The sequence below is a fragment of the uncultured Gimesia sp. genome (genome assembly GCF_963972345.1).
In the GTDB taxonomy this organism is placed as follows: domain Bacteria; phylum Planctomycetota; class Planctomycetia; order Planctomycetales; family Planctomycetaceae; genus Gimesia.
The window spans coordinates 1-23,904 of record NZ_CAXAVM010000051.1; the positions used below are offsets into that span (position 1 = coordinate 1).

Annotated in this window: 18 protein-coding genes; 7 read left to right on the forward strand and 11 right to left on the reverse strand. The window is 52.1% G+C overall.

Annotation, left to right across the window (positions count from 1 at the left end):
* Positions 1–94: 94 nt before the first annotated feature.
* Positions 95–526, reverse strand: coding sequence for an RbsD/FucU domain-containing protein (locus AACZ40_RS10945; RefSeq protein WP_291180272.1), 432 nt, complete (start codon positions 524–526; stop codon positions 95–97).
* Positions 527–789: 263 nt separating this feature from the next.
* Between AACZ40_RS10945 and sucC the strand changes: the two genes are divergently transcribed.
* Positions 790–1,977 (forward strand): ADP-forming succinate--CoA ligase subunit beta, encoded by a 1,188-nt coding sequence (sucC, locus tag AACZ40_RS10950; RefSeq protein ID WP_339674429.1) that lies wholly within the window; start codon positions 790–792, stop codon positions 1,975–1,977.
* Between the two features lie 115 nt (positions 1,978–2,092).
* Positions 2,093–2,971 (forward strand): succinate--CoA ligase subunit alpha, encoded by an 879-nt coding sequence (sucD, locus tag AACZ40_RS10955; RefSeq protein ID WP_291180276.1) that lies wholly within the window; start codon positions 2,093–2,095, stop codon positions 2,969–2,971.
* A 91-nt stretch (positions 2,972–3,062) separates the two neighbouring features.
* On the opposite strand, the gene ndk is transcribed toward sucD, so the two are convergent.
* The 3 genes from ndk to AACZ40_RS10970 all read right to left on the reverse strand — a co-directional run bounded on the left by ndk (position 3,063) and on the right by AACZ40_RS10970 (position 5,554).
* A complete protein-coding gene (gene ndk / locus AACZ40_RS10960) occupies positions 3,063–3,530 on the reverse strand; it encodes a nucleoside-diphosphate kinase (RefSeq protein WP_291180279.1) in 468 nt (155 codons plus the stop codon).
* Between the two features lie 218 nt (positions 3,531–3,748).
* On the reverse strand, positions 3,749–4,927 hold the full coding sequence (carA, locus tag AACZ40_RS10965) for a glutamine-hydrolyzing carbamoyl-phosphate synthase small subunit (protein ID WP_291180281.1): 1,179 nt from the start codon (positions 4,925–4,927) through the stop codon (positions 3,749–3,751).
* A gap of 231 nt (positions 4,928–5,158) precedes the next feature.
* Positions 5,159–5,554: a metalloregulator ArsR/SmtB family transcription factor gene (locus AACZ40_RS10970; protein ID WP_291180283.1), complete on the reverse strand. Its 396-nt coding sequence runs from the start codon at positions 5,552–5,554 to the stop codon at positions 5,159–5,161.
* Between the two features lie 444 nt (positions 5,555–5,998).
* Here AACZ40_RS10970 and AACZ40_RS10975 point away from each other — a divergent pair, with 444 nt between their 5' ends.
* Positions 5,999–6,769 carry an SDR family oxidoreductase gene (locus tag AACZ40_RS10975; protein WP_291180285.1) on the forward strand — a complete coding sequence of 257 codons (771 nt, stop codon included), beginning with the start codon at positions 5,999–6,001 and terminating at the stop codon, positions 6,767–6,769.
* An 8-nt stretch (positions 6,770–6,777) separates the two neighbouring features.
* Here AACZ40_RS10975 and AACZ40_RS10980 read toward each other — a convergent pair whose 3' ends face one another.
* A complete protein-coding gene (locus AACZ40_RS10980) occupies positions 6,778–6,903 on the reverse strand; it encodes a hypothetical protein (protein WP_291180287.1) in 126 nt (41 codons plus the stop codon).
* 29 nt (positions 6,904–6,932) lie between these two features.
* Entirely contained in the window at positions 6,933–7,844 is a 912-nt protein-coding gene (locus tag AACZ40_RS10985; protein ID WP_291180290.1) for an alpha/beta hydrolase, read from the reverse strand.
* 121 nt (positions 7,845–7,965) lie between these two features.
* Here AACZ40_RS10985 and AACZ40_RS10990 point away from each other — a divergent pair, with 121 nt between their 5' ends.
* Positions 7,966–8,763 carry a sialate O-acetylesterase gene (locus AACZ40_RS10990; protein WP_291180292.1) on the forward strand — a complete coding sequence of 266 codons (798 nt, stop codon included), beginning with the start codon at positions 7,966–7,968 and terminating at the stop codon, positions 8,761–8,763.
* Positions 8,764–9,052: 289 nt separating this feature from the next.
* Here AACZ40_RS10990 and AACZ40_RS10995 read toward each other — a convergent pair whose 3' ends face one another.
* Both AACZ40_RS10995 and AACZ40_RS11000 read right to left on the reverse strand, forming a co-directional pair.
* Entirely contained in the window at positions 9,053–10,528 is a 1,476-nt protein-coding gene (locus AACZ40_RS10995; protein ID WP_291180294.1) for a DUF1501 domain-containing protein, read from the reverse strand.
* Positions 10,529–10,608: 80 nt separating this feature from the next.
* A complete protein-coding gene (locus AACZ40_RS11000; protein WP_291180295.1) occupies positions 10,609–13,818 on the reverse strand; it encodes a DUF1553 domain-containing protein in 3,210 nt (1,069 codons plus the stop codon).
* 665 nt (positions 13,819–14,483) lie between these two features.
* On the opposite strand from AACZ40_RS11000, the gene AACZ40_RS11005 reads away from it, so the two are divergent.
* Positions 14,484–15,887 (forward strand): RtcB family protein, encoded by a 1,404-nt coding sequence (locus tag AACZ40_RS11005; protein WP_291180297.1) that lies wholly within the window; start codon positions 14,484–14,486, stop codon positions 15,885–15,887.
* A 193-nt stretch (positions 15,888–16,080) separates the two neighbouring features.
* On the opposite strand, the gene AACZ40_RS11010 is transcribed toward AACZ40_RS11005, so the two are convergent.
* On the reverse strand, positions 16,081–18,516 hold the full coding sequence (locus AACZ40_RS11010; protein ID WP_291180300.1) for a family 10 glycosylhydrolase: 2,436 nt from the start codon (positions 18,514–18,516) through the stop codon (positions 16,081–16,083).
* 196 nt (positions 18,517–18,712) lie between these two features.
* Here AACZ40_RS11010 and AACZ40_RS11015 point away from each other — a divergent pair, with 196 nt between their 5' ends.
* Together AACZ40_RS11015 and AACZ40_RS11020 are read left to right on the forward strand one after the other, a co-directional pair.
* Entirely contained in the window at positions 18,713–19,441 is a 729-nt protein-coding gene (locus tag AACZ40_RS11015) for an Imm52 family immunity protein (RefSeq protein WP_291180304.1), read from the forward strand.
* Positions 19,438–21,102, forward strand: coding sequence for a TrkA C-terminal domain-containing protein (locus AACZ40_RS11020; RefSeq protein ID WP_291180306.1), 1,665 nt, complete (start codon positions 19,438–19,440; stop codon positions 21,100–21,102). Before AACZ40_RS11015 ends, AACZ40_RS11020 begins: the two co-directional genes overlap by 4 nt.
* 84 nt (positions 21,103–21,186) lie before the next feature.
* Here the strand turns inward: AACZ40_RS11020 and AACZ40_RS11025 are convergent, their stop codons facing one another.
* Both AACZ40_RS11025 and AACZ40_RS11030 read right to left on the reverse strand, forming a co-directional pair.
* Positions 21,187–22,185 carry a sialidase family protein gene (locus AACZ40_RS11025; RefSeq protein WP_291180308.1) on the reverse strand — a complete coding sequence of 333 codons (999 nt, stop codon included), beginning with the start codon at positions 22,183–22,185 and terminating at the stop codon, positions 21,187–21,189.
* Positions 22,186–22,214: 29 nt separating this feature from the next.
* Positions 22,215–23,885: a M14 family zinc carboxypeptidase gene (locus tag AACZ40_RS11030; protein WP_339674435.1), complete on the reverse strand. Its 1,671-nt coding sequence runs from the start codon at positions 23,883–23,885 to the stop codon at positions 22,215–22,217.
* Positions 23,886–23,904: the final 19 nt, after the last annotated feature.

Below are 23,904 nucleotides of genomic sequence, written 5' to 3' on the forward strand. Positions count from 1 at the left end.
GTAAACTGGGCACGCGCGCGACTCAGAATAGCGCTTATCGCCAGCGGCGCGAGCGGGTCAAGAGTAATTTATTCAGTAGATGTGTAAAGGATGCTTATGTGGTCACTACCCCTTTTTTGAGAATCAGGTTGGCATACAGGGCGGATTCGCTGGTGGCGATGATGGCATAGGCGTTTCTGGCGCGTTCATAAAATTCAAAACGTTCGATTTTTTCCAGTTCCGGCTTGCGGGGGGCATGCTGTTGAATAAGATTCGCATAGGTTTGCCAGATGGGAGGCGTGGGAGTCTGGTCGTCGACCGGTTGCATTACGCCGGCTGGTTGATCCACAAAGGTGTCGAGGGGGAAGAACTGCAGAAGTGCCTCCAGGATTTCCGGCACATTATGTCCGTCGAGACGCACGAGTCGCTGGGCATGGGAGTCGGCGGGGAAATTACCGTCGGCGAGGACAATGTCATCGCCGTGGCCCATTTTCAAGAGCACATACATCAGATCAGGCGAGAGGAGGGGAGGGATGTTTTTCAGCATGCGATTTCTCGAAAAGGGTTGAGAGGAGTTGAGAATTTTCATCTGGATTCTGATTTTGACGTATCAAAAAACAGAATGAAACCGGCAGCAGACATGGATTTTCATTATGCAGAAATTTTAGGTCGCTGGCGCGGATGGCTTGCTGGATATGCTGTTATGAACCCGCTATGATGGCCTGAGTTCAAGCTGTGGGCTCGACAAAGTTTTTGAACGCCGCTTTTTCTAATCGGTAGCAAATTTTCAGGAGAAAGTCTGAAAAATCAATGAAAATTCACGAATATCAGGCCAAACAGTTGTTTCGCGAAGCCGGAATTCCCGTACCTGAGGGAATTATAGCGAAAACCGTTGACGAAGCGGTGGCCGCCTTTGAGAAACTGGATCGCCCCTTAGTGGTTGTGAAGTCACAGATTCACGCCGGCGGCCGCGGAAAAGGTCGTTTCAAAGAATATCCCGACCAGGCAGGTGTCGTATTGGCGCGATCTGCTGAAGAGGTCCGTGAAAATGCAGAGCGGATGCTGGGTTCAACGCTGGTGACGATCCAGACGGGAGAAGAAGGCAAGCAGGTTAACACGCTGTTCATCGAGCAGGGACTGGATATTGCCAAAGAGCTGTATCTGGGCTGCGTGGTTGACCGTGAAGCAGGAGGTCCGGTTTTGATTCTTTCGACTGAAGGAGGGATGGAAATCGAAGTGGTGGCAGAAGAGAGCCCGGAAAAAATTCTGAGCGAGCCCTTTTCCATTCACACCGGTCTGCTCGGTTTCCAGGCCCGCAAACTGGCTTTCAAACTGGGAATGGAAGGCAAAACGGTTCGTCATGCTGAGAAATTCCTGTGTCAGATGAGTCGCTTTTTCATTGATAACGACTGCAGCATGACCGAAATCAACCCGCTGATAATTACCGGCGAGGGAGAACTGGTGGCGCTGGATGCCAAGGTTTCGTTTGACGAGAACGCGATGTTCCGTCACAAGCCTCTGGAAGAACTGAGAGACCTGACGGAAGAAGAGTCTGCTGAAGTCGACGCGGGTAACGCGGGTTTAAGTTACGTCAAGCTGGATGGAAATATTGGTTGTCTCGTGAACGGAGCCGGCCTGGCGATGAGCACGATGGACCTGATCAAGCATCATGGCGGCGAACCAGCCAACTTCCTGGATGTAGGTGGCGGAGCGAACGTCGATCAGGTCACCGAGGCGTTTCGGATCATCCTGGCGGATGAGAATGTGAAAGCGGTTCTGGTGAATATCTTTGGCGGGATCATGAAGTGCGACACGATTGTGACGGCACTGATGGAAGCTTACGAAAAAGTTGGTTTCACAGTGCCTCTGGTGGTTCGTCTGGAAGGGACCAATGTGGAGAAAGCGCGCGAGATGCTGGCCGATAGCGGTCGCGATATTATCTCTGCGACAGACCTGACCGATGCCGCCCAGAAAGTGGTTGCCACTCTGAGTTCGTAGGACCGACTGCGGCCTGTTGACCGATCAACGGGCCGCGATCATTTGACGTGGTTGTTTTGTAAAAAGCGATCTTTGCCTTCATTCAAACACATATTTCCCGCAAGGGTGACAGATTATGAGTATTTTAGTTACTGAAAAGACGCGCGTCATTTGCCAGGGGATCACTGGTAAGTCGGGGCTGTTTCACAGCCAGCAGTGCCGCGAATATGGAACTCCCCTGCTGGGCGGAGTGACTCCCGGAAAAGGGGGAACCGAGGTCGATGGTTTTCCTGTTTTCAATACGGTGGAAGAAGCTGTTGAGAAAACCGGTGCCAACACCAGCCTGATCTTCGTGCCGCCCCCGTTCTGTGGCGAAGCGATCATGGAAGCCGCGGATGCCGGCATAGAACTGATCATCGCGATCACCGAAGGCGTACCCGTGTTCGACATGGTGCGAGTGATGGATTATCTGAAAGGTAAAAACAGCCGCCTGATCGGCCCGAACTGTCCTGGTGTGATTACACCGGGGATTGCCAAGATCGGGATCATGCCTGGTTATATTCATACGCCAGGTACCGTGGGGCTGATCAGCAAGAGTGGAACTCTGACTTATGAAGCAGCCTGGCAGCTGGGTAATATCGGTCTGGGACAGAGCACGGCAGTGGGCATTGGTGGTGACCCGATTATCGGAACGACCTTTATCGATCTGCTGGAGCTGTTCGAAAACGATCCGGCTACGGAATCGATCATGCTGATTGGTGAAATTGGTGGAACGGCGGAAATCGAAGCAGCCGAATACATCAAGGAACATGTCACCAAGCCAGTAGCTGGTTTCATTGCCGGCAAGACTGCCCCTCCCGGAAAACGGATGGGTCACGCTGGCGCGATCATCAGTGGTGGAAGCGGAACCGCGGATGAAAAGATTGCTGCTCTGGAAGCAGCCGGCGTTGTCGTGGCGGAAAGTCCCGCTGACATGGGTACGGCGATGAAGCGAGCGATTGAAGCAGCAAAATAAGCTGCTTTCAGCTGAGAGTCAAAACAGAAAAAGGCCATCCTTAAATTCAGGATGGCCTTTTTTATGGCTTCAAATATGTGGAGCGTCGAGATTATTTCTCGTCGTCTGCACAGACCCAGTCACCCAGGGCAGTGCCGTATTCGATGAGTTCTTCAGACTTGAAGTAGATTTTGATTTCGCGGGTTGCAGCATCGGGGCCGTCGCTGCCATGCACCAGGTTCATCTGGCGACTGATACCGTAATCGCCGCGGATGGTTCCCGGGGCGGACTCACGACCATTGGTGGAACCCATCATGGAGCGGACAACGGAGATTGCTTCGGGGCCTTCGGCGACAATCGCGACGACGGGGCCGGCGGTGATGAATTCTTCCAACAGCGGGTAGAATGGTTTTTCCACATGCTCTGCGTAATGCTCTGCTGCTAATTCTTTGGTGACCTGCAGCAGTTTGAGGCCGACGATTTTCAGACCCTTATTTTCGAAGCGGGTCAGAATTGTTCCTGCCAGGCGACGCTGAATTGCATCGGGTTTAATCAGAATCAGAGTTCGTTCGAGAGCCATGTGGGTTTCTTTCTATCTTGTCAGTTGTCTGTAAAAAGGAGCGGGATCAGATTATGTTCCTGCCTGTCTGTGTATTTGTGGATTGATGTTGTCTCAAAATTTGTATCTGCAGGGGCTGGTGAGTCTCGATTGAACGGATCTTCTACGCCTGATGGAAGTGAATTGAAATGAAATTCAGCAATCATTTCAACCCTGATTCCGATGAATCATACGAGGGATCAGGAAGAAACACGTTCCTGACTGATGCTTTCAAAAAACTGCTGGAACAGATAATGGCTGTCGTGCGGGCCAGCAGAGGCTTCGGGGTGATATTGCACGCTGAAAGCCGGGTGTGTTTTGTGGCGTAACCCGGCGACGGTGTTGTCATTCATATTGATATGAGTGATTTCCACATCATCGGGTTTTGATTCCGGATCGATGGCAAAGCCGTGGTTCTGCGAAGTGATTTCGACCTGACCGGTGGCGTAATTGATTACCGGCTGGTTGGCACCACGGTGACCGAATTTCAGCTTGAAGGTTTTGCATCCACAGGCCAGACCCAGCAGTTGATGACCGAGGCAGATGCCGAAGATCGGGACCTGGCCGAGCAGTTCGCGGATGGTATCGATGGCATAAGTCAGCGGTTCCGGATCTCCCGGGCCATTCGAAAGAAAGACGCCATCGGGATTGAGTTCCATGACTTCCGCTGCGGTGCAGTTGCCGGGAAGCACGGTGACTTTACATCCCAGTTGTTTCAGGTGACGGGGAATATTCCACTTCATGCCATAATCGATGGCGATGATGTGGTAAGCACACTCGGCAGCCAGATCCTCTTCGGAAAGCGTCGCGATATTTTTACCCGAGAAGGAATGTGTGGAACTGCTGTGGGCCAGGGGATGCAGTGCTTCATTCCATTCGGATGCTGCTTTGGGAATGACTTTGCTGACCAGGTCCTGTCCGACGAGTTGCGGGCTGCTTTGAGCTTTGCTGACGAGAGATTCATCGTCGAGATCTGTTGTGGAAAGCACACCGGTCATGGCTCCGCTGGTACGGATTCTTCGAACCAGGGCGCGGGTATCGATGCCCTGCAGTCCGATGACGCCGGCAGCTTTGAGATATTCATCCAGGGTCTGAGTTGAACGGTAATTGCTGGGGATTTCGCAGAGTTCACGAACGATGAAACCCTGTAAGGCGATGCCCCCGGATTCTACATCTTCCGGGACGATCCCGTAATTACCGATCTGCGGATAGGTCATGGTGACGATCTGGCCGCAATAGGAGGGGTCTGTCAGGATTTCCTGGTAGCCGGTCATGCTCGTGTTGAACACAACTTCACCGTGGACTTCGCCGTCCGCTCCAAAGGCCGTCCCTGTGAATACACTACCATCGGCAAGGGCTAATTTCGCTGTTTTCTGCATTGTTTTTACTGATCTCGAGACCTGGAAGAAATCTGGTTAAATCTGTTATGTTCTATCAAAGATAGGCGCAAATAAAAAGAGACCGACTGTATCAGGTCGGCCTCTTCGGTGGATTTTTCAGAATTGCGGCTGTCCAGCCCGTGTCCAGGTTTACGACAGCGTCTCTCAGGCCATCAGGCCGAGTATTAGTGTTCGAGAGATGCTAAGGTAAAATGTGACTCGTTCTGGAAATCAGCTTACATTTTGTGTCAGTGTGAAATGGTCGATCCGAATGATATTTTCATCGGGATCATTAAAGCTGTTGAATAGTTCTCCCATAATGGAATGGAAGTGTTCACGGCAGATGGAATAGAAATTGTGCTTGCCATCTCGTCGTGCTTCGATCAGTCCAGCATCTCGCAGCAGTGCAAGATGATGGCTGACAGCAGGTTGACTCTGATTGAGCCGTTCGCATAATGCAGTTACGAATAATTCTTCTTCCTGAGCCAGGTAAAGCATAATTCGCAGTCGTGTCTCGTCAGACAGCAACTTAAAGACCTTGACCAGATTCTTCTCAAGATGATCTGGAAGAGTGGGGAATCGCTGTGTCGTTCCTTCTTGGGGCGGATCCACAAGGTTTGTGGCCATATTACTAGTTTCCTTTTTTAAATTCATGCAAAAAAGCTCATTTTCAACCGTCGTTCTTTTCAACGACCGGCCTGTGGGGCATAATCTGTTCGTTCCGCTCACAAGTCAAGTGGGGGGAATGAATCTCAAAAAAACAAGCAGCCAACCGCTGGCCATACCAACTATACAACATTGTGGCCCTAAATCGCCTGTAATACATGGCGCGCAGATCTAAGCTGAATTACTTACTCAACTACTTGTATTATTTGCCAGACAGGCGAAAGATGTGATATGAGGAAGTCGCTTCGCGGTCCTGTCGACTGCGAAGAACGCTCCCTTAATTCGATGGCAATTATGGTAGTGCTCTCCCCGATCGTCAACTAGTATTTATCCAGTTTATCTAATTATTCGCGAAAAAGCATGCGATTCGTCTGCTTAAGTGTTTTTTAAATATGGAGTTATGTCGTGTCTGTATCTTCGTTCTGTAATCTCACGGGCAAGAAAGCTCTGGTCACCGGTTCTTCAAGTGGGATTGGAAAAGCAATCGCAATCGAGCTGGCAGAAGCAGGTGCGGATGTGCTGATTCATTATCGGAAATCAGCAGAGGCGGCTGAAGCGGTTGCCAGCGAGATACAGAAACTGGGTCGACATTCGGAAACATTATCTGCTGATCTGGCCTGTCTGGAAAGCTATGAATCTTTTATTGAGCAGGCTTTTCAGATCTGGGGCCAGCTGGACATTTGGGTAAACAATGCAGGCGTCGATTTATTGACCGGCAGTGAAGCGAAGCTCGACTATGATCAGAAACTGGAAAAGCTGCTCGACGTGGATGTTCGGGGAACCGTTTTATTATCTCGAGAAGCCGGTCAGCGCATGCAGCAGCAGGGGAGCGGGTGCATTCTGAATATTGGCTGGGATCAGTCAGACCGGGGCATGGAAGGCGCCAGTGGTGAATTATTTTCCACCAGCAAGAATGCCATCATGGGCTTCAGTCGATCTCTGGCAGTATCGCTGGCCCCCCAGGTGCGAGTGAACTGTATTGCACCCGGCTGGATTCTCACAGCCTGGGGTGAAGCCGCCAGCGAAGTCTGGCAGGAACGTGTCAAACGAGAAACCCCCATGCAGTGTTGGGGAACGCCGGAAGATATCGCGAAAATGGCCCGCTATTTGTGTAGTGATGAAGCGGCTTATATCACCGGCCAGGTGATCAACGTCAACGGGGGGGCCGTGCGTTAGATCGCATTTCAATCTGACGAACGATGCGATCCTGCTTCCGGCAGCAGAGAGGCAATCAGGTTTCGGAATTCCTGTATTGTCATCAGGTCTGCCAGGTCGTTGGGGCATTCCTTGAGGTGGTGATATAAACTCAAGGGGTGCTCAAGGCCGTTTCCATCGCTGGTTACTGTTTCGGCTCGATATAACCCAGCGAAGTCAGAAACTGATCCAGCTTTTTAATTGTGGAGTGGTAGTTGTCTTCGCTGTTTTTGCGGAGATTAAAGAAGCCATGACCTTCCCCCTCGTAAGCGACCAGCTCACAGCGATTGTCATTTTGTTTCATTTTTTCTGTGAAGCGTTCGACATTTTCGAACAGCACGGTTTTGTCAGCCGTTCCATGAAAAATGATGGTAGGCGGCGTCCCTTTATTAATAAAATGGATCGGCGAAATTTCCCTGCAGCGTTTTCCCAGCTGCGAGGGGCCGCCTTTCCAGCCTGTTTCCGTAGTATCGACGACCGGATTGAAAAGGACCATCGCATTGGGGACAGAAGAGATCTTTTTGTTTTCAGCAGGCTCTTCAAATCCGATGACGGTGCCCGTGCAGGCGGCGACATGTCCACCGGCGGAACCGCCTCCGGCTGCAATTCGTTGAGGATCCACTCCCAGCTCGCTGGCATGTTCACGAATCCAGCGGACCGCGGATTTCCCATCAGCCACACATTCAAAAGGCGTGGTATCGTGTTTGGATTTAATGCGATATTCAGCAGTGCAGGCGACCATGCCTTTCGAAGCCAGGTGTTTGCAGTGTGGTTCAAACTGGCCGGGATTACCATTCTTCCAGCCGCCACCAAAAAAGAAAACGATGGCAGGACGGGTGTCGCTGGCTTTCCAGTCGGCGGGTTTGTAGATATTCAGATGCAGATCACCCTGGTCCGTTTTTTTATAAACTTTGTATTCCGCGCCCGGCAAGGGTTTCCAGGCGTTCTTTTTTGCTGATGGTTTTTTATCCGCGGCGGATAATGATGTCAGGGGTGACAGACTGGAAACAGTTGCCAGAAGAATCAGGATGAATGCTTTTGGAATGAGGAAGTTCATGGCGCGACGCTTCTTTCATGAAAAACAGAAACCGTATACTTGAGTTGGAATTATGTCTGACTCTATAGTAAAAGAAATGCTGATGAATTTGTCTCTTCTTTTTGTGTGGGAATCCTGAAAAATGAAAATTAAATGGTTGTTGAATCTGACGCTGTGTCTGGGAATGTCTGCTGTATTATCGCCAATGCTGGCTGCTGACAAAACAGTTGAACTGCCGGAGAAAGAAAAGTTTCATATCTATCTGCTGATCGGGCAGTCCAATATGGCGGGGCGGGGAAAAGTCGACCCTGCCACAAACAAAGCGCATCCCCGGGTGTTGAAACTCGACAAAGCCGGGAACTGGGTGCCTGCGACCGACCCGTTGCATTTCGATAAACCGAAAATCGCAGGAGTGGGACCGGGCTCCGGTTTTGGGCCCGTGATCGCAGAGGCATCTCCTGAAGTGACCATTGGATTGATTCCCGCTGCGGTCGGAGGAACCCCGCTCAGTCGCTGGGTCAAGGGGGGCGATCTTTATGAGCGTGCGGTCAAGCTGGCAAAAGAGAACCAGAAAAAAGGTGTAATCAAAGGCGCCATCTGGCATCAGGGAGAAGGCGATTCTTCAAAACCAGAACTGTATAACAGCTATCAGAAACGATTGGCCGGGATGATCGCGGATCTGCGAACTGATCTGGGAGAGCCTGAAATGCCTTTCGTGATGGGAGAGCTGGGAGAATTCTTCACGCGCGAGGGGGCACCGACCGTCAATCAGGCATTACATGGGATCACAAAAGAAGTCCCTGCGACGGCTGTGGCTTCATCGAAAGGATTACCTGCGAAAAGTGACCAGGTGCATTTCAATGCAGACTCTGAACGGGAGTTTGGAAAACGTTATGCTGCGCAGATGCTGAAGTTACAAAAACAAGCATCAGAGAAATAGATGTTTATAAATTGTTCTCAGGTGACCCTGAATGGAATTCGGGGTCACCTGAATATTGCAGGCGTGCATGAGCATGGGATGGTACCGGATGCAATCCGGTACGAGCGCAGCGAGCAGGAGGTCCCAGCTACAGCGATTGGTACAAGGCAATGCCGCCCGCCTCTTCAGTTCAGAAAATGAGGATCGTTCTCTCACCAGGCATTACCAACACTGCCACCTCCTGTTGTCTCCGACAACCCCGGATTGCATCCGAGGTCACCCGAAATTTATTGATCATCCTGATTAAGAATCAGGCCAGGATTTCCTGAACGGGGCTGTGATCTTCTACGCCCGTCAGTCTCTGGTCGAGTCCCTGGAATTTATAGGTGAGTTTTTTGTGATCGATGCCCAGGCACTTGAGAATCGTGGCGTTGAACTCATGAATGTGAACGGGGTTTTCGGTGATGTTGTAGCTGAAATCATCGGTTGTGCCATGCACGATTCCTTTTTTGATTCCGCCGCCCGCCATCCAGATACTGAAGCAGCGCGGATGATGATCGCGCCCGTAATTTTCGCGTGTCAGTTTTCCCTGGCAGTAAACAGTGCGCCCGAATTCACCGCCCCAGACAACGAGTGTATCATCGAGCATGCCCCGCTGTTTCAGATCTTTGACCAGAGCGGCAGCGGGCTGGTCAATGTCTTTGCACTGCTTAGGCAGGTCACCGGCGATGTTGGCGTGCTGGTCCCAGCCTCGGTGGAAGATCTGAGAGAAACGGACCCCTCGTTCCGCCATGCGGCGTGCGAGCAGGCAGTGATAGGCGAACGTTCCCGGCTTGTGAACTTCAGGGCCGTACATGTCGAGGGTGGCTTTGGTCTCTTTGGAGATGTCGGTCAGTTCCGGTACCGAGGTCTGCATGCGGAAGGCCATTTCATACTGCGAAATCCGGGTCTGAATTTCCGGATCGCCGATCTGGTCGAATTCGTTCTGATTCATCTCTGCCAGAGTATCGAGCATCCGCCTGCGCAGCTTGGAAGGGACACCTGGAGGGTTGGAGAGAAACAGCACGGGATCACCTTTGGATCTTAATGAGACCCCGGCATATTTACTGGCGAGGAAGCCGCTGCCCCAGAGTCGATTGTAAAGTGCCTGTGCCTGTTGACGTCCGGACCAGGTGGAAGTCAGTACGACGAAGGAAGGCAGGTTTTCATTCATGGAACCCAGGCCATAGCTCAACCAGGAACCCAGGCTGGCGCGACCGGGCAACTGATTGCCGGTGCAGATGTAGGTGATGGCGGGATCATGATTGATGGCTTCCGTCCAGAGTGAACGGACGATGGAAATATCTTTCACGATACCTGCGGTATGCGGCAGCAGTTCGCTGACCCAGGCACCATCGCCGCCGTTATCGTATTTCTGAAACTTGAATTTGGAGGGAGCAAGCGGAAATCGGGACTGCCCTGACGTCATGGTCGTCAGTCGCTGACCTTTACGGACTTCTTCCGGCAGATCTTTATCGAAGAGTTCATCCAGTTTGGGTTTGTAGTCGAGTGTATCAAGCTGGGAGGGAGAGCCCGCCATGAACAGGTAGATCGCCTGTTTGGCTTTGGGAGCAAAATGGGGAACCCCCGGCAGTCCGCCGGTTGCTTTCATTTCCGGAGTCGCTGCCTGCAGGGGCAGCCGTCCCGATTCCAGCGAAGCGAGGGCAGCAGTACCCAGGCCTAAACCGCCGGTTTTGAAAAAGTGACGGCGTGTAATTTGTGAGAGTCGTTCCTGAATGGGATTCATGACTTTACCTTTAGTTCTGTTTCGTTCTCAACCGGATTATGTAATTGTCAGATACTCAACTCAGATTTCGTTTTGAAACCTCAGTTCTTCGTGAGTACTTCATCCAGGTTCAGGATGAGGTTGGCGATCATGGTCCAGGCTGCCAGTTCCTGGGGATTCAGTTTGGGATCCGGTTTGGATTCTCCAACGGCAATCAGTTTACTGGCGGCTTCGGGATCACCCTGGTAATGGGCTTGCATATCCTGGAAGGTATTCTGCATCAGTGTCAGGTCTTCGGCTGATACGGGTTTGCCGGTAGCCAGCAGGTAGGCAAACTTAATCCGTTCGTCGGGTGTCTTACCCCCTTCTTTGATCATTCGCTCACCCAGCGCGCGGGCCGCTTCCACGTATTGAGGATCATTCAATAACAGGAGTGCCTGCAGGGGAGTATTAGTTCGCTCCCGACGCATGGTACAGGCTTCACGGCTGGGCGCATCGAATGTCGACATTTCGGGCGGAGGCGAAGTTCGTTTCCAGAATGTGTAGAGCCCGCGACGGAAGACTTTTTCCGGGCCGGTATCCTGCTTGAAGCGGACCGTGTTCGATCCGGAGTAACCGACGGCAAACCAGAGTCCGTCTGGCTGCGGTGGTTTGACGCTGGGGCCACCGACTTTGGGAACCAGTAATCCACTGACAGCCAATGCCTGATCGCGGAGCGTTTCCGCATCCAGGCGGAAGCGAGGGCCGCGCGCCAGCAGGCGGTTCTTCGGATCTATTTTATTAAGCTCGGGCGTTACATTTGAACTTTGTTGATACGTGGCTGACATGACCAGTTGCTTCATGAAGCGTTTGACATCCCACTGGTGTTCCTGGAAATCGACTGCCAGCCAGTCGAGCAGTTCCGGATGACTGGGCGGTGCGCCCTGGTTGCCGAAATCTTCGCTGGTTTCAACGATCCCGGTTCCAAACAGTTGTTGCCAGAAGCGGTTCACAGCGACACGTGATGTCAGCGGATGACTGGGAGCGACCAGCCATCTGGCAAGCCCCAGTCGATTCACAGGCCATTCGGCTGCCATCGCGGGGAACTGAGATGGCGTTTTTCTATCGACCTTGTCGCCCTTCTGGTCGTATTGACCTCGTTTCAGATCATAGGCCTCTTTGATATTATTTCGTTCGCGGAAAACGAGTGTCGTGGGCAGGGATTGAATCAGCTTCTCCTCCTGTGCTTTCACCTGGACTTTTTTCGCCAGGAGTTTACGGTATTCGGAGTCGAACTGGTTCAGATAATACTGTCTGAGTAGTTCCGTCTGTTGTGGAGTGCGTTTGTCGGCGGCCAGTTTCAGGAGGGGATCGACCTGATTGTCGAAGTACACCTGATTGACTTCGGTTTCTGTCAACTCATGATCATAGATACGAAATTCATCGATTACACCATTGGTAAGGTGGGTATTCGTTGCCGAGTGTCCGAGTGTCAGAGTGGCAGAATTCAAGGGGGTTGTATTCTTGAACGAGTCAGAGGAGATCGTCAGCTCTGACTGTTTGCCATCGACGTAGATGGCAACGCCATGCGCTTTCGCGGAACCATCGTACGTCACACAAACATGATGCCACTGGTTAGCTGTGATTTCATTATTGGCTGTCTTGACTTCGACGGCATAGCCGGGCCAGCGGTCGATTAATCTGACGCCGAGGTTCTGGTTGGTGATCTGCAGGTCATATCCGCGTTCACGTGAATTCGGATTGACGCTGGAGACAATCGGCCCTGAAGTTTTCCCGTTCGTTTTAACCCAGATGGCAAAGCTGAAGGGCGTGCCTTTCGCAAACTGTCCGGTTTTTCCCAGATCCAGGTAGCTGCCGGGCGCGAACTGGAACCCGTTATCAAATTTACCAGCGACCCATTTGGGGGCTCCTTTGACGGGGGCTTTGTTCTTTTCGTTTTTCAGATCAGCGGCGGTGGCTTCTGTTTTTTCATTGAGCGGATACACCGCCAGTAATCCCCCCGGTTGCGGAATGGAGAGATCCGGGTTGCTGCCGGTTTTCAGAATCTGCTGTTTCCACTGCAGCCAGGACTGGAACGCCGGTTCGTTGGTTTTCGTCCTGTTTTCTCCCTGCTGTTCGATGGCAGCGATCTGGGTTTTAAATGCTTCCAGCTGTCTGGATTGTGCTGCATCGGGAACCCTGACAGAGGGAGGAGAATCTTTGATATTCCCATCCATGGCCGGGCCGTCCAGGTTATTGAAGAAGGCGAACATCTGGTAGAACTCAGTCTTCGTGAAGGGATCAAATTTATGATCGTGGCAGACGGCGCATCCGAGTGTCAGCCCCATAAAGGCCTGTCCGGTCGTTTCGACGCGGTCGATGACATTCCGTACGTAAACCTCTTCAGCGATCGAGCCGCCTTCGTTGGTCGTCACGTGGCAGCGATTGAAGCCGGTAGCAATCTGCTGCTCCAGGGTGGGGTTGGGCAGCAGATCGCCAGCCAGCTGTTCAATGATAAACTGATCGTAGTGCATATTGGTGTTGAAGGCATTGATGACCCAGTCGCGGTAAGGCCACATTTCCCGGTAATTATCCAGGTGTAATCCATGTGTATCGCCGTAACGGGCAATATCCAGCCAGTAGCGGGACATGTGCTCGCCGTAATGAGGAGATTTCAGCAGGCGATCGACGACCGTTTCGTAGGCTTGGGGTGATTTGTCATTCACAAAAGCTTCGACTTCAGCGGGAGTGGGGGGCAGCCCGGTCAGATCGAGTGTGACCCGTCTGATCAGATCACGACGATCTGCTTGCGGCGAGGCCTGCAGGCCTTCCTGTTCCAGTCGGGCCAGTATGAACTGGTCGATGGGATTTTTTACCCGGTCCGTCTGTTTGACCGCGGGAGGCGCAGGTTTGACGGGAGTCACGAAAGACCAGTGATCCTGCCATTCCGCTCCCTGTTCAATCCAGCGTGTGAGCAGTGTGATTTCTTCCTCTGTCAGTTTTTTGCCACTCTCGGCGGGTGGCATCTGAAGGTCTTCATCAGCGGTAGTAATGCGGGAGATCAACTCACTCTCTTTGACTTTGCCGGGGACGATTGCTTTATGTCCGCCCAGATCGGCGAAGGCACCTTCTTCTGTATCAAACCTCAGGTCGGCAGCCCGTTTTTTGACATCCGGTCCATGACACTGAAAACAGTTTTCAGACAGGATCGAACGAATTTTGATGGGAGAGACTTTTTCCGAATTCTGCGCGCGGGCGACTGGCAGTGAGCAGCAGAATACAGTCAGAAACAGAGCAGGGACGAGGCGCTTGCTCAAACACAGAAGAAGCATGACGTTCACCTTCTGGATGAAAATTTTCAAGTCAATCTTCGGCAGCCTGGAAGAGTGGCGCCTGCGATTTACTTGTCAATGAATCTCTGGTGATACCTGTCCGACCGACAATCCATATCAGTTTGCAACGGTGGTAGCTGAGCCACGCGGTTCAGCAGGTGGGATGGCACTTGTTTCAGAAACAGGGGAGCAAAGCTGTCGTTTCTGAATTCAGGTTCATTCCGTTATTCTAATCACAGCGAAAACCCTTTGCAAGACGTCGATTGAGTGATTTTGACGTATCTCCCTGTGTAAGCGTTAGTTCGGTCAGATTTGAATTCAACGGTTGAATGAATGACAGGCAATCACAGCAGCTGGAATTCGGGTCTGTCATTCAGCAACGGCTTGCGTTCTGTGAATGATACGCGTAACAGAAGTGGTTTGTTGGCTTGAACTTTCTTATTGACTCCTGAAAACGTTAATCGAGGGAGCTTTAAGGAGAAATGAATTTGCAGATCTCTATTTTATCGCGTATTTTCAAGAACAGAGAACCTGTCCGGTTTGGGGGTGTCCACTGAGAACGAATAATATTAATGTGAAAACGAGTTTTATTTTGAGTCGGTGACTCATTAAAAACAGAGAGGGGCAATGTCTCGTGTCCCGTATTGAGGGTGGAGGAAAGAGAAATGAATTCTCGACAGTTACTGAAAATAGGAGTGCCTGAATATTGCCTGAAAACTGCAATGACGGCGATTCAGATGAAAGTCGCCGAGGAAAAAGCGAACGGCAAAGTGCGCGGCAAAGAACTGAAAGAACTCGTTCAGAAGGTGGTGGAACATCCTGAAGAGTATCTGGAAGATCCCGCATTTCGTCAGCTGGCACTGGAACTCGTAGACGATAACAGCGCAGAAACGATTGAACCGATTACTTACCAGATCTGGGGTAAAGACGGCATCGATGAAGGTGCGTTCTCGCAGATGGATCTGGCATGTCACGTTCCTTCTGCATGGGGGGCTGCGTTGATGCCGGATGCGCATATCGGGTATGGATTGCCCATCGGTGGAGTACTGGCCCTGGAAGATGCAGTGATTCCTTACGCCGTCGGTGTGGACATCGCCTGCCGTATGAAATTGTCGGTGCTGGATATTTCTGTGGATCAACTGAATCAGAAACATCATCAGTTTGTGGATGCTCTGAATCGCGGCACCGTGTTTGGTGTGGGACAGGCGCATGAAAAACGTCAGCGGCATGCCGTGATGGATGAGGACTGGTCTGTGTCCAAAATCACGCGCCAGAACAAAGACAAAGCGTGGAAGCAACTGGGGTCTTCGGGTTCGGGAAATCATTTTGTGGAATTTGGTGTGTTGACCATTGCGCACGATGATCAGGAACTCGGGCTGGATGCCGGTGAGTATGTGGCACTGTTGAGCCATAGCGGAAGCCGGGGAACCGGTGCGTCGGTTTGCAGTACTTATTCAGGAATTGCCCAGGCGCGTCTGCGGAAACGACATCACCACCTGGGGCGACTGGCATGGCTGGAGATGGATTCCGAAGCAGGTCAGGAATACTGGGCGGCGATGAATCTGATGGGTGAGTATGCGGCAGCGAATCATGCGGTGATTCATCAGAACGTGTCAGAAATTCTGGGCAGTAAAGTGATTTCCGGCGTGGAAAACCATCACAACTTTGCCTGGAAGGAAAAGCATGATGGAAAAGAGGTTTACGTGCATCGTAAGGGGGCCACTCCGGCGGCAGCAGGTGAACTGGGTGTGATCCCCGGTTCCATGGCTGATCCGGCATTCGTGGTACGCGGAAAAGGAAATCCGGCATCTTTGAATTCTGCTTCGCATGGAGCAGGTCGTTGCATGTCGCGAAATAAAGCAAAAGATAAGTATCGCTGGAATGCAGTGAAAAATGATCTGGCAAAACGCGGAATCACCGTGATTTCAGCGGGCGCTGATGAAGTGCCCGGCGTGTACAAAAACATTAATGAAGTCATGGCGGAGCAGCAGGACCTGGTTGAGATCGTCGCACGCTTTAATCCGAAAGTGGTGAAGATGTGCGGTGATGGAAGCCGGGCTGAAGACTGACTTGTGAGTGTGAGAATCAACAGGCAGGTTGGAAAACGTTTCTGACCTGCCTGTTTTTTATTCAGAGAAATAATATCTGTACCACTACCTGACGAGGTTTGCTGGAGCTGAGCTTGTGAGCTTTCACTATCAGTTTACTGCTCGCTGCGCTCGTACCGAATTACAATCACTACCATCCCCGAGGAAAACGGAATCACTTTTTCAAACGATGGGGGGGCACCGCTTTGACTTTGCCGGCGCTCAATTTGAAATCGGGGATGATATCGGAGATAGTCTGCGGATTCAGACTGAAGACGGTGAAACCGCCTGCGTTCAGTTTTCGCGTCATATCTACCTGGCCGAGAATGCGGTCACTGCTGAGTGTCGTTCTGGAAGAGATCGCGCCAATGCCTGGATAAACGGGAATAGTGCCGGCAAGGTGTTTCTGCTGATCTTCGATCCAGATGCGAAACTGGGTGTCGTTATCGGTATAATCCATGGGGCAGATGAAGTCGAGGTATCCGTTTTTGGCCCAGAGCGGCCAGTCCTGCGCGACCCATTCCCGGCACTCAGGATATTCGCGGAAGACGGCGGCTGAGATTTTGATGCCCGGTCGAATTTTTCGGGCCTCCCGTTGAACCGTCTCTACGAGTCGGGTGATCTGCGCGGCGCGCCAGTCGCGGTACTGGCTCTTCAATGTGCCGTTATAGCAGTCAGCGGGCCAGTTCTGGACTTTGATGCCCGTATCAGCTTCAAATTTCTGGCGGCTGTAGTCGCTGTAGTCGTGACGATCATTGGGGTAGCGGATGTAGTCAAAGTGAATGCCGTCCACAGGGTATTTGCGAACGACTTCCAGCATGCTGTCGACTTCCAGTTGAAAGTTTTCCGGATGAGCCGGGTTGAGCCAGTCGGAAGGTTCGCCAGTCACACTGACCTGCGTACGACCCGCGTCCCGCATTTTTTTGACAAACGCTTCCGGGGCTGTCGAGAGGTTGTGATTGACTTTCCAGACATGGACTTCCAGGCCGTGTTGACGGGCAGCTTTCAGGCATTGGTCAATCTGGTCACCATACTTTTCGTAGGTGGTACTGCGAGGCAGGACGTCGCTCGGATAATGGGCCAGGCCCCCCCAGAGCATGTTGGGGATGATCATATTAAACCCGGCATCGGACAGTTCTTTACACGCACGGTTCCAGTCGCCGGGGTAAGGACCAGTGGGAGAATGATCCCAGATGGCGCGGGCTTCCCGGGGAGGACTGCCGCGGGTGAGCAGATAAATCTTGACCCGTTTTTCGCGACACGTTCGTGCCAGGGGAATGGATTGAAATGCCTGATTTTCTTTCAGCATTTGTCGGGCCTGGTCGAGGGTGGTGGTGGTGCGATCCAGATCGCGGGCCGCCAGTTCGCTGCTTTTGGCAGGAGTGACAGTAGTCACAATGTGCTGTCGAAGCTCGGCAAAGGTCTTGAAGGGGCCCACCTGGCCGGCCTGGGCAATCGTCGCTGCAGCGATGGAATCCCAGAGTGCAGGCTGGAAGTGTCCCATGAGGGCAGTCAACAGGGCCTGTTTCTGCAGCGGATCATCGCCCAGAATGAGATGGCTGAAATAGGCACCGCGATCACTCACAATGAGAGCCGGTTTGCCCGTCGGTTTCCCGGCTTCGTCATACCATTGTCCCACCACACGCGCCCCATGCCCTGAGGGAGTGGCGGTCACCAGGTTCCAGGAAGCCTGCTTGACTTCGGCAGGCAGACCCTGGATTTGGGGATCTTTCAGGTGAATCGAAGACAGGCCGCCAGGAGTTGCCGGTTTAAAGTAACTCCCTTTTTTGATTCCCAGGTTCTTTTCCAGTGCGGGGGGAATATGGAAATTCAGAAAGATTTTGCCTCCTGATTCCATAAACTGATTGAGGGTGCTGCAGGCTTTCGCAGACAGGTCCGGATTGAAAGGCAGGATGGCGACAGAACGTTTTCCCAGTGAAGCCGTGGAAAGTTCGGATTCACTGATACGGTCGCAGTTGATTCCGGATGTCTGCAGGAAGCCTTCGATGCGATCGGCGGCGGCTGTGGTGTTGGTGTCTTTCTGCTGCTGACTCGGATCGGGGACGATGATCACAATTTCATTCGTAATCGCTTTCAGATCCCGTATCTGAAAGTGAGTGTTCGGTTCCGTATCCGTTTCCCGCCAGACGACCAGGCGGATGGTGTCAATTTTATTCCAGCCCGCCGGTTTATCCTCGGAACGGAAGTCGCTTTTCAGAAATTGGAGTGTCTGCCAGTTGTTTCCTTTGGCGCTGCTGGCAGCCGAGTACCAGCCCGAACCACTTTTGAAGTAGAGGCTGACCTGGTGATTGCTGTCGGGCGACTCCGGTTTCACATCGACCGAGAATACGCCCGGTGTGGTCAGATCGAGTTTCACCTGCCTGTCAATGCCGGCCCGTGGGATTTCTCGGTTCGAAGCGAAGGGTGCAGAGAGCAGCAGAACGTTCTGGTCATTCGATTTCTGCATCGCAAGCGGAAGGGTTCCCTTCAGTTCCTGCCAGTTTTTTCTGACCTCGGTCGATGACGAATAATTGAATTCATCGAGAACCTGAACAGTCCCAGTGGTGAATCCGAGAGTGAGTACCAGGAGGCAGGGGAGTGTCTGGAACATGTGAGAAGCCTGTTGACAAAGTATTAATTGCTTGACTTTATATTGAAACTATAGTTTTATCGGGTCACGTATTCAGAGGCAAGGTGACTTCCAGATCGGCCTGTGGTTACATTGTGAATAGAGTTCTGTTGTTGTAATTCAATGTGTGCTATCAATTCAGGCAATTCTCGCTGACAAAAATATATTGGGAACATCTATGTTTTATGGATACGATTTTCACATCTTCTGGGGAGCACGAGAAGAAAATCCGGCAGAGATTGCCCAGCGGCTGGCTAAGATGATGAGGAAACTGAAACGAATCTCTCCTCTGTTGGCAGCATGGTCGACGGATGCAATGGATCTGGATGGGCATCGGATTTCCACCTCTGTCAAGGCGCTGGAACCATTTATCGCCAAAGGTGTCTACAGGCGTGATGATAATCGAAAGGTTATAGCTGACTTAGGATACAGTACGTCTTTGTGTAACGCATTTGATGATGGCAGTTTTGTATCTATGAGAGTTGACGCTGGTTGCTGGTCAGAGTTCTCCCACAACAGTTTTCGTATGAATTTTCCGGTGATCACAGATGTGATTAAACCCCTGATGTCGGTCGATCGGATACTACTGATCTTTCGGATTCTCATTGAATGCTGGGAACCCGAATCTGGGCACTTCGACAGTTCTTACCTAGCCAAGGACCTGGACTGGCCCAAAATTCAATTTAATGAGACCGACTGCTACTGGGTTTCTTATTACGGCAGCAATGTCAGTGAATTACCTGAACTACCTGAAGAAGTGAATGTCATTCAGGAAAAAAAGAATGGACGGTTTCTGGTATTGATTGATGATTCTTTTGCTGAAACAGGGACTGGGGATGTGGAACTGGTTCGTCGCACTCGATCGATTCTGTCTGAGAATTATGATCAGAGTTCTGGGGAAGATTGAAATCAGACACGATGGCATTGAACCTGCCCGTCGACTATAGTGCGTGCATTCATGTTTGCGCTCCGGAATCCAGGGAAAGGTCGAGAGTCATCGAAAAGATCGTTGTTCTGTTTGCCGTGATTGGCCTGGGACAAATTCTCGGAAGGATCTCCCTCTGGGGTGTTTCGCTGGGGGCCTCTGGTGTAGTCTTTGTGGCGTTGCTGGCGGGGCATTTCGGGTTTCACGTTTCACCGGAAGTCGGCATGGTGGGGGTGGTCCTGTTTATCTACTGCCTGGGAATCGGCGCAGGCCCCAGCTTTCTGCAAATGTTTTTCAGTCGCGGCAAAACATTGATGCTGTTAACGGTAGTGATGATGGGCGTAACAGCAGCGGTCGCCTGGGGACTGGCGCGCATCTTTCAATTGAGTCCCGATCTGACCAGTGGCCTGTTCGCTGGTGCATTAACCAGCACTCCTGCCCTGGCGGCAGCCACGGAAAAGCTGCCTGCCGGCTCGGATGTAGCGGTTGGCTTTGGGATTGCTTATCCGTTTGGCGTGGTCGGCGTGATTCTGTTTATTCAACTGCTGCCCCGCTGGTTCCCTGAAATAAAGGCTGCTGCTGGAACTGCCGGCGGTGATCCACGCGGCGAGATCCTGCGCGAGCTGGTTCAGGTGACGAACGCTAATCTGAATGGAAAGCGATTAAGAGATGTTACGGTACTGGCCCGCATGAATTGCCAGGTATCCCGGATCATCAAGGATGGCCAGCTGCGACCAATTCCTGCCGATTTCCAGCTGGAAGTCGGACAGCAACTGTTGATCATCGGAAGGACAGGGCAGATCGAATCTGTGATTGAAATGCTGGGGGTGAAGAGTTCCGAGGCACAACTGGTTCTCGATGTCGAACGACAGCGGCGGTATATTGTCGTCACGTCAAAAGAACTGGTGGGGCGTACATTGAAAGACCTGCATCTGCTCTCACGTTTCGGAGTGACGATTGCCCGGATCACTCGGCAGGATATTGAATTTGTACCTGCGGCGAATGAAATGATCCATTTTGGTGATATTTTACGAGCGGTTGGTGAACCAGACAGCCTGGAAGCCTTTGCTGACTATGCCGGGCACCGGGCACGGACCGCCGAGGAAACCGATCTGGTAATCCTGGCGGGAGGGCTGATTCTGGGGATGATTCTGGGACGGCTGAGTGTTTCCTTCGGCAGCTTCTCTTTTTCGCTGGGAATGGCGGGCGGCCCTTTACTGGTGGGTTTGATCCTGGGACATTTCGGTCAGTTCGGGCGATTGTCGACCCGCATGCCACGCGCGGGCAGGCTGTTGCTGGCTGAACTGGGACTGACGGTTTTTCTGGCACAGGCGGGCAGCCAGGCGGGGGACCAGTTTGTTTCTGTCGTGCAACAGAATGGCTGGACACTTTGTGTGGTGGCTCTGATTCTGGTGCTGGTTCCTTTGCTCACAGGACTGCTGGCAGCTCGTTACTGGTTAAAACTGGATCTGCTGGAAATTGCTGGTGGGATCTGTGGTGCCATGACATCAACACCGGGTCTGGGAGCAGTGACATCGGTCGTGGATTCCAGTGTCCCCGCTACCAGTTATGCGACCGTGTATCCCGTGGCACTGGTCCTGGTCACTCTACTGACGCCGATACTGATTTCGCTGATCTCCTGAATGACAGCGCAAAAAAACAGGGGGCTGTGATAATCACTTCACAGCCCCCTGTCACAGGTGCAGGCCACACTCTTACGTGAAAACTTATTTGTAGCTGACTTTGGCGAAGTAGATCGACGTTTTGCCTTCGTGGCTGGAGTAGTAGCTTACGTTTAACAGGCCATCATGCAGCACCATATTGGCGTAGCTGGTATCGCCGCCACTGGGGAGTTCCAGCAGTTCGGTGAGTGTGCCTTTTTTGACGTCAATCTGGCAGATGGATGTGTGAGCTTTGGGGGAGTAGAGCCGCACGGTAGCCAGGAACCGGCCATCGGGCAGCTGGAACAGATCGGGACCGCCAATGCGAACGCCGAGGTCTTTCCATTCCCAGTCGGTGTAGGGAGGGCGGGAGACACCCAGCAGTCCGGTATTCGCACCTTTGGCATCGCGACGCAACAGGCAGTAGCAGGTGTCATCTTTGGTGAAGACCAGCGAACTTTCGTTGGTGTAGCCGGTATCAAACAGTTTATCGACGACAGTTTCGTAGTCTTTACCATCACTGCTTTTATACAGGCGGGTGAAGCGGGGGCCTTCCTTTCCTGTGTGATAGCCGATGCTGTAGACATCGCCGTTATGCCACTTCATACCCCAGAGCCAGACACTGGGATCGCCGATTTTATGACCTTTCGACCAGTGTGTGCCATCGTCAGAGAACCAGTTCATCGACTGATGTTTGACGGGTCCAGGCTGGGGCAGCGCAGCAGCGCCACTGAGCATGAGCTGGCCTTCGGGAGTGACGCTGATCTTGGCGTCGCGGAGATCAGACGTATCGGAGGAGATACGCGCGACCGGTTTCCACGTTTTGCCATCTTTGGAAGAGAGGACCTGCAAAGATCCGTCGGGTGAGACATGTGCTTTACCCGTGCGGAAGACGCAGAACCATTGATCTTTAAAGCGGGTCAGACCGGTAAATGCGTTGTGCGGATCCTGGTCCCAGATCTTCTGGACGCTTTCCAGTTTCAGTTGAACTGGTTCGTCTGCATGGAGCAGTGTTGCAGGCAGCAGCAACAGGCAGGCTGCAAAAAGTGGCGAGGCTGATTTCATGGCAGGTTCCTTTGTAAAGATTCAATTTGTTATTTTGTGTCTTGAATACGTTCCATGACTGACTGAGGCGGCTTCCAGCCATACGTTCTGGTTTCTCTGGGGTGATAGAGACAGGTGATAAGATACAGATCACTGGCTTTTGATTTTTCCGGCGGTACATTGATCTGCACGTGAGTAAATCCGTCGCCATACCAGGCGAGATAGCCATCGGTGGGGCATTTCTTCAGCAGGGGTCCGTTAAGTCTGATGTCTACCAGATCCGGGTCACGATAGGGGATACGCAGCTGAAATGAGATGCCTTGCTCGATTGGCTGTTCTGTGTCAGAAGCGGATTGACCTTGACTGACGGCGAACTTGATTTCAGGGCCTGCTTCAATAATGGTCTTTAATGCTTCGTGATCGACAGTGGGAATGTTTTTCATATTCTCCAGAAACTCGGTGATATCAGCAGAGAGCAGTGCGGCTGCTTTGTTCGAAGTCGCGACGAAGTAGGTTTCTCTGCCTGCGGTTTGCGGATAGAGGATGGCTTGCGAGAAACGAGGTTGCAATTTCCAGAGTTCGCTGCGGCTCTGGCGTCGTGCCTGCGGTGTGGTTCCCCAGGCAGTGACGAAGTGGCCAATATAACCCTGAACCCGGTTCACGGGATACCCTGTGAAATATTCGCCTTTCCATCTCTCGTTACCGATCTTCATCAGAGCCTGCAGGCGTGCCAGCCCGCTCTGTTCCCAGCCGACTTCCAATGCCAACACCATGGTGTGATAACGGGCATAGCCGTAATGCGCTGTATAGAAGTTGGGGCGACCGAGCCAGAGTCTGTTTGACATGGCTGTGAGTGAGGATCCCCACAAGAGCCGCTGGGCATCGGCTTCAAATCGGTCGTAACCGAAGCCTGCTTTGATGCCTGCGTTGTTAATCGTGTCCGTAATGCGCCAGTCCCAGGGGCGGAGCGACATATTCGAATAGGCGGAGCCAGTGACTTCAAACATCGTCTGACCACGATAGCGTTCGCGGGTTCCCAGCTGATCGGGCGCGTATTCCTGCAGACCTGTTCCATGCACGTCGACATGCACATCGGGGCGAAACTGATCGATCACGGACAGGACCGCCATGACTTCAGGGGCTTTATCAGGAAGTTTAAATTCGAACGTTTTCAAATCCCAGTTCACGGTACCCCCACCTGTGTAGGGATCGATTTTCAGTGAATTACCAAAGCGATCGGTTTCAAAATAAGCGTATGGATTGATGATGGGGATGATCAGCAGCAGTTGGTTCTCGCGGGTTTTGACGGCTTCCGGATCGTCACTGAGAGCCCATTCGATGAAGTGCAGGACGGCTGTCGTGCCACTGCGCTCGGGGCCGCCATGCAGGGCGGTCACCAGGCAGACCTGTTTCAATTTGTCATCTTTTTTCGGATCGGTGATTTTCAGCATCGGCAGCGGGATGCCTTCGAGAGTAACGCCGATACGATTTACCTGAACCCGGTCGGGACAGGTTTCTTCCCAGTATTTTAAGGTCTCGGTGTATTCTTTGAGCGTCAGTCGATGCAGTTTTTTCTGCCAGGGTTGAGGCAGACGGGCCAGTTTCTGTTTGAGGTCTGATTGTTCTTCGGCCTGTAATGCAGGCGCGATCAGAAATGCGCAGGTGAAGATCCATAAACAGGAAATGATTCGGAGTTCCGACAGTCGATTTCTGTGAGTCATGTTTTTTGTCCTGTCGTGC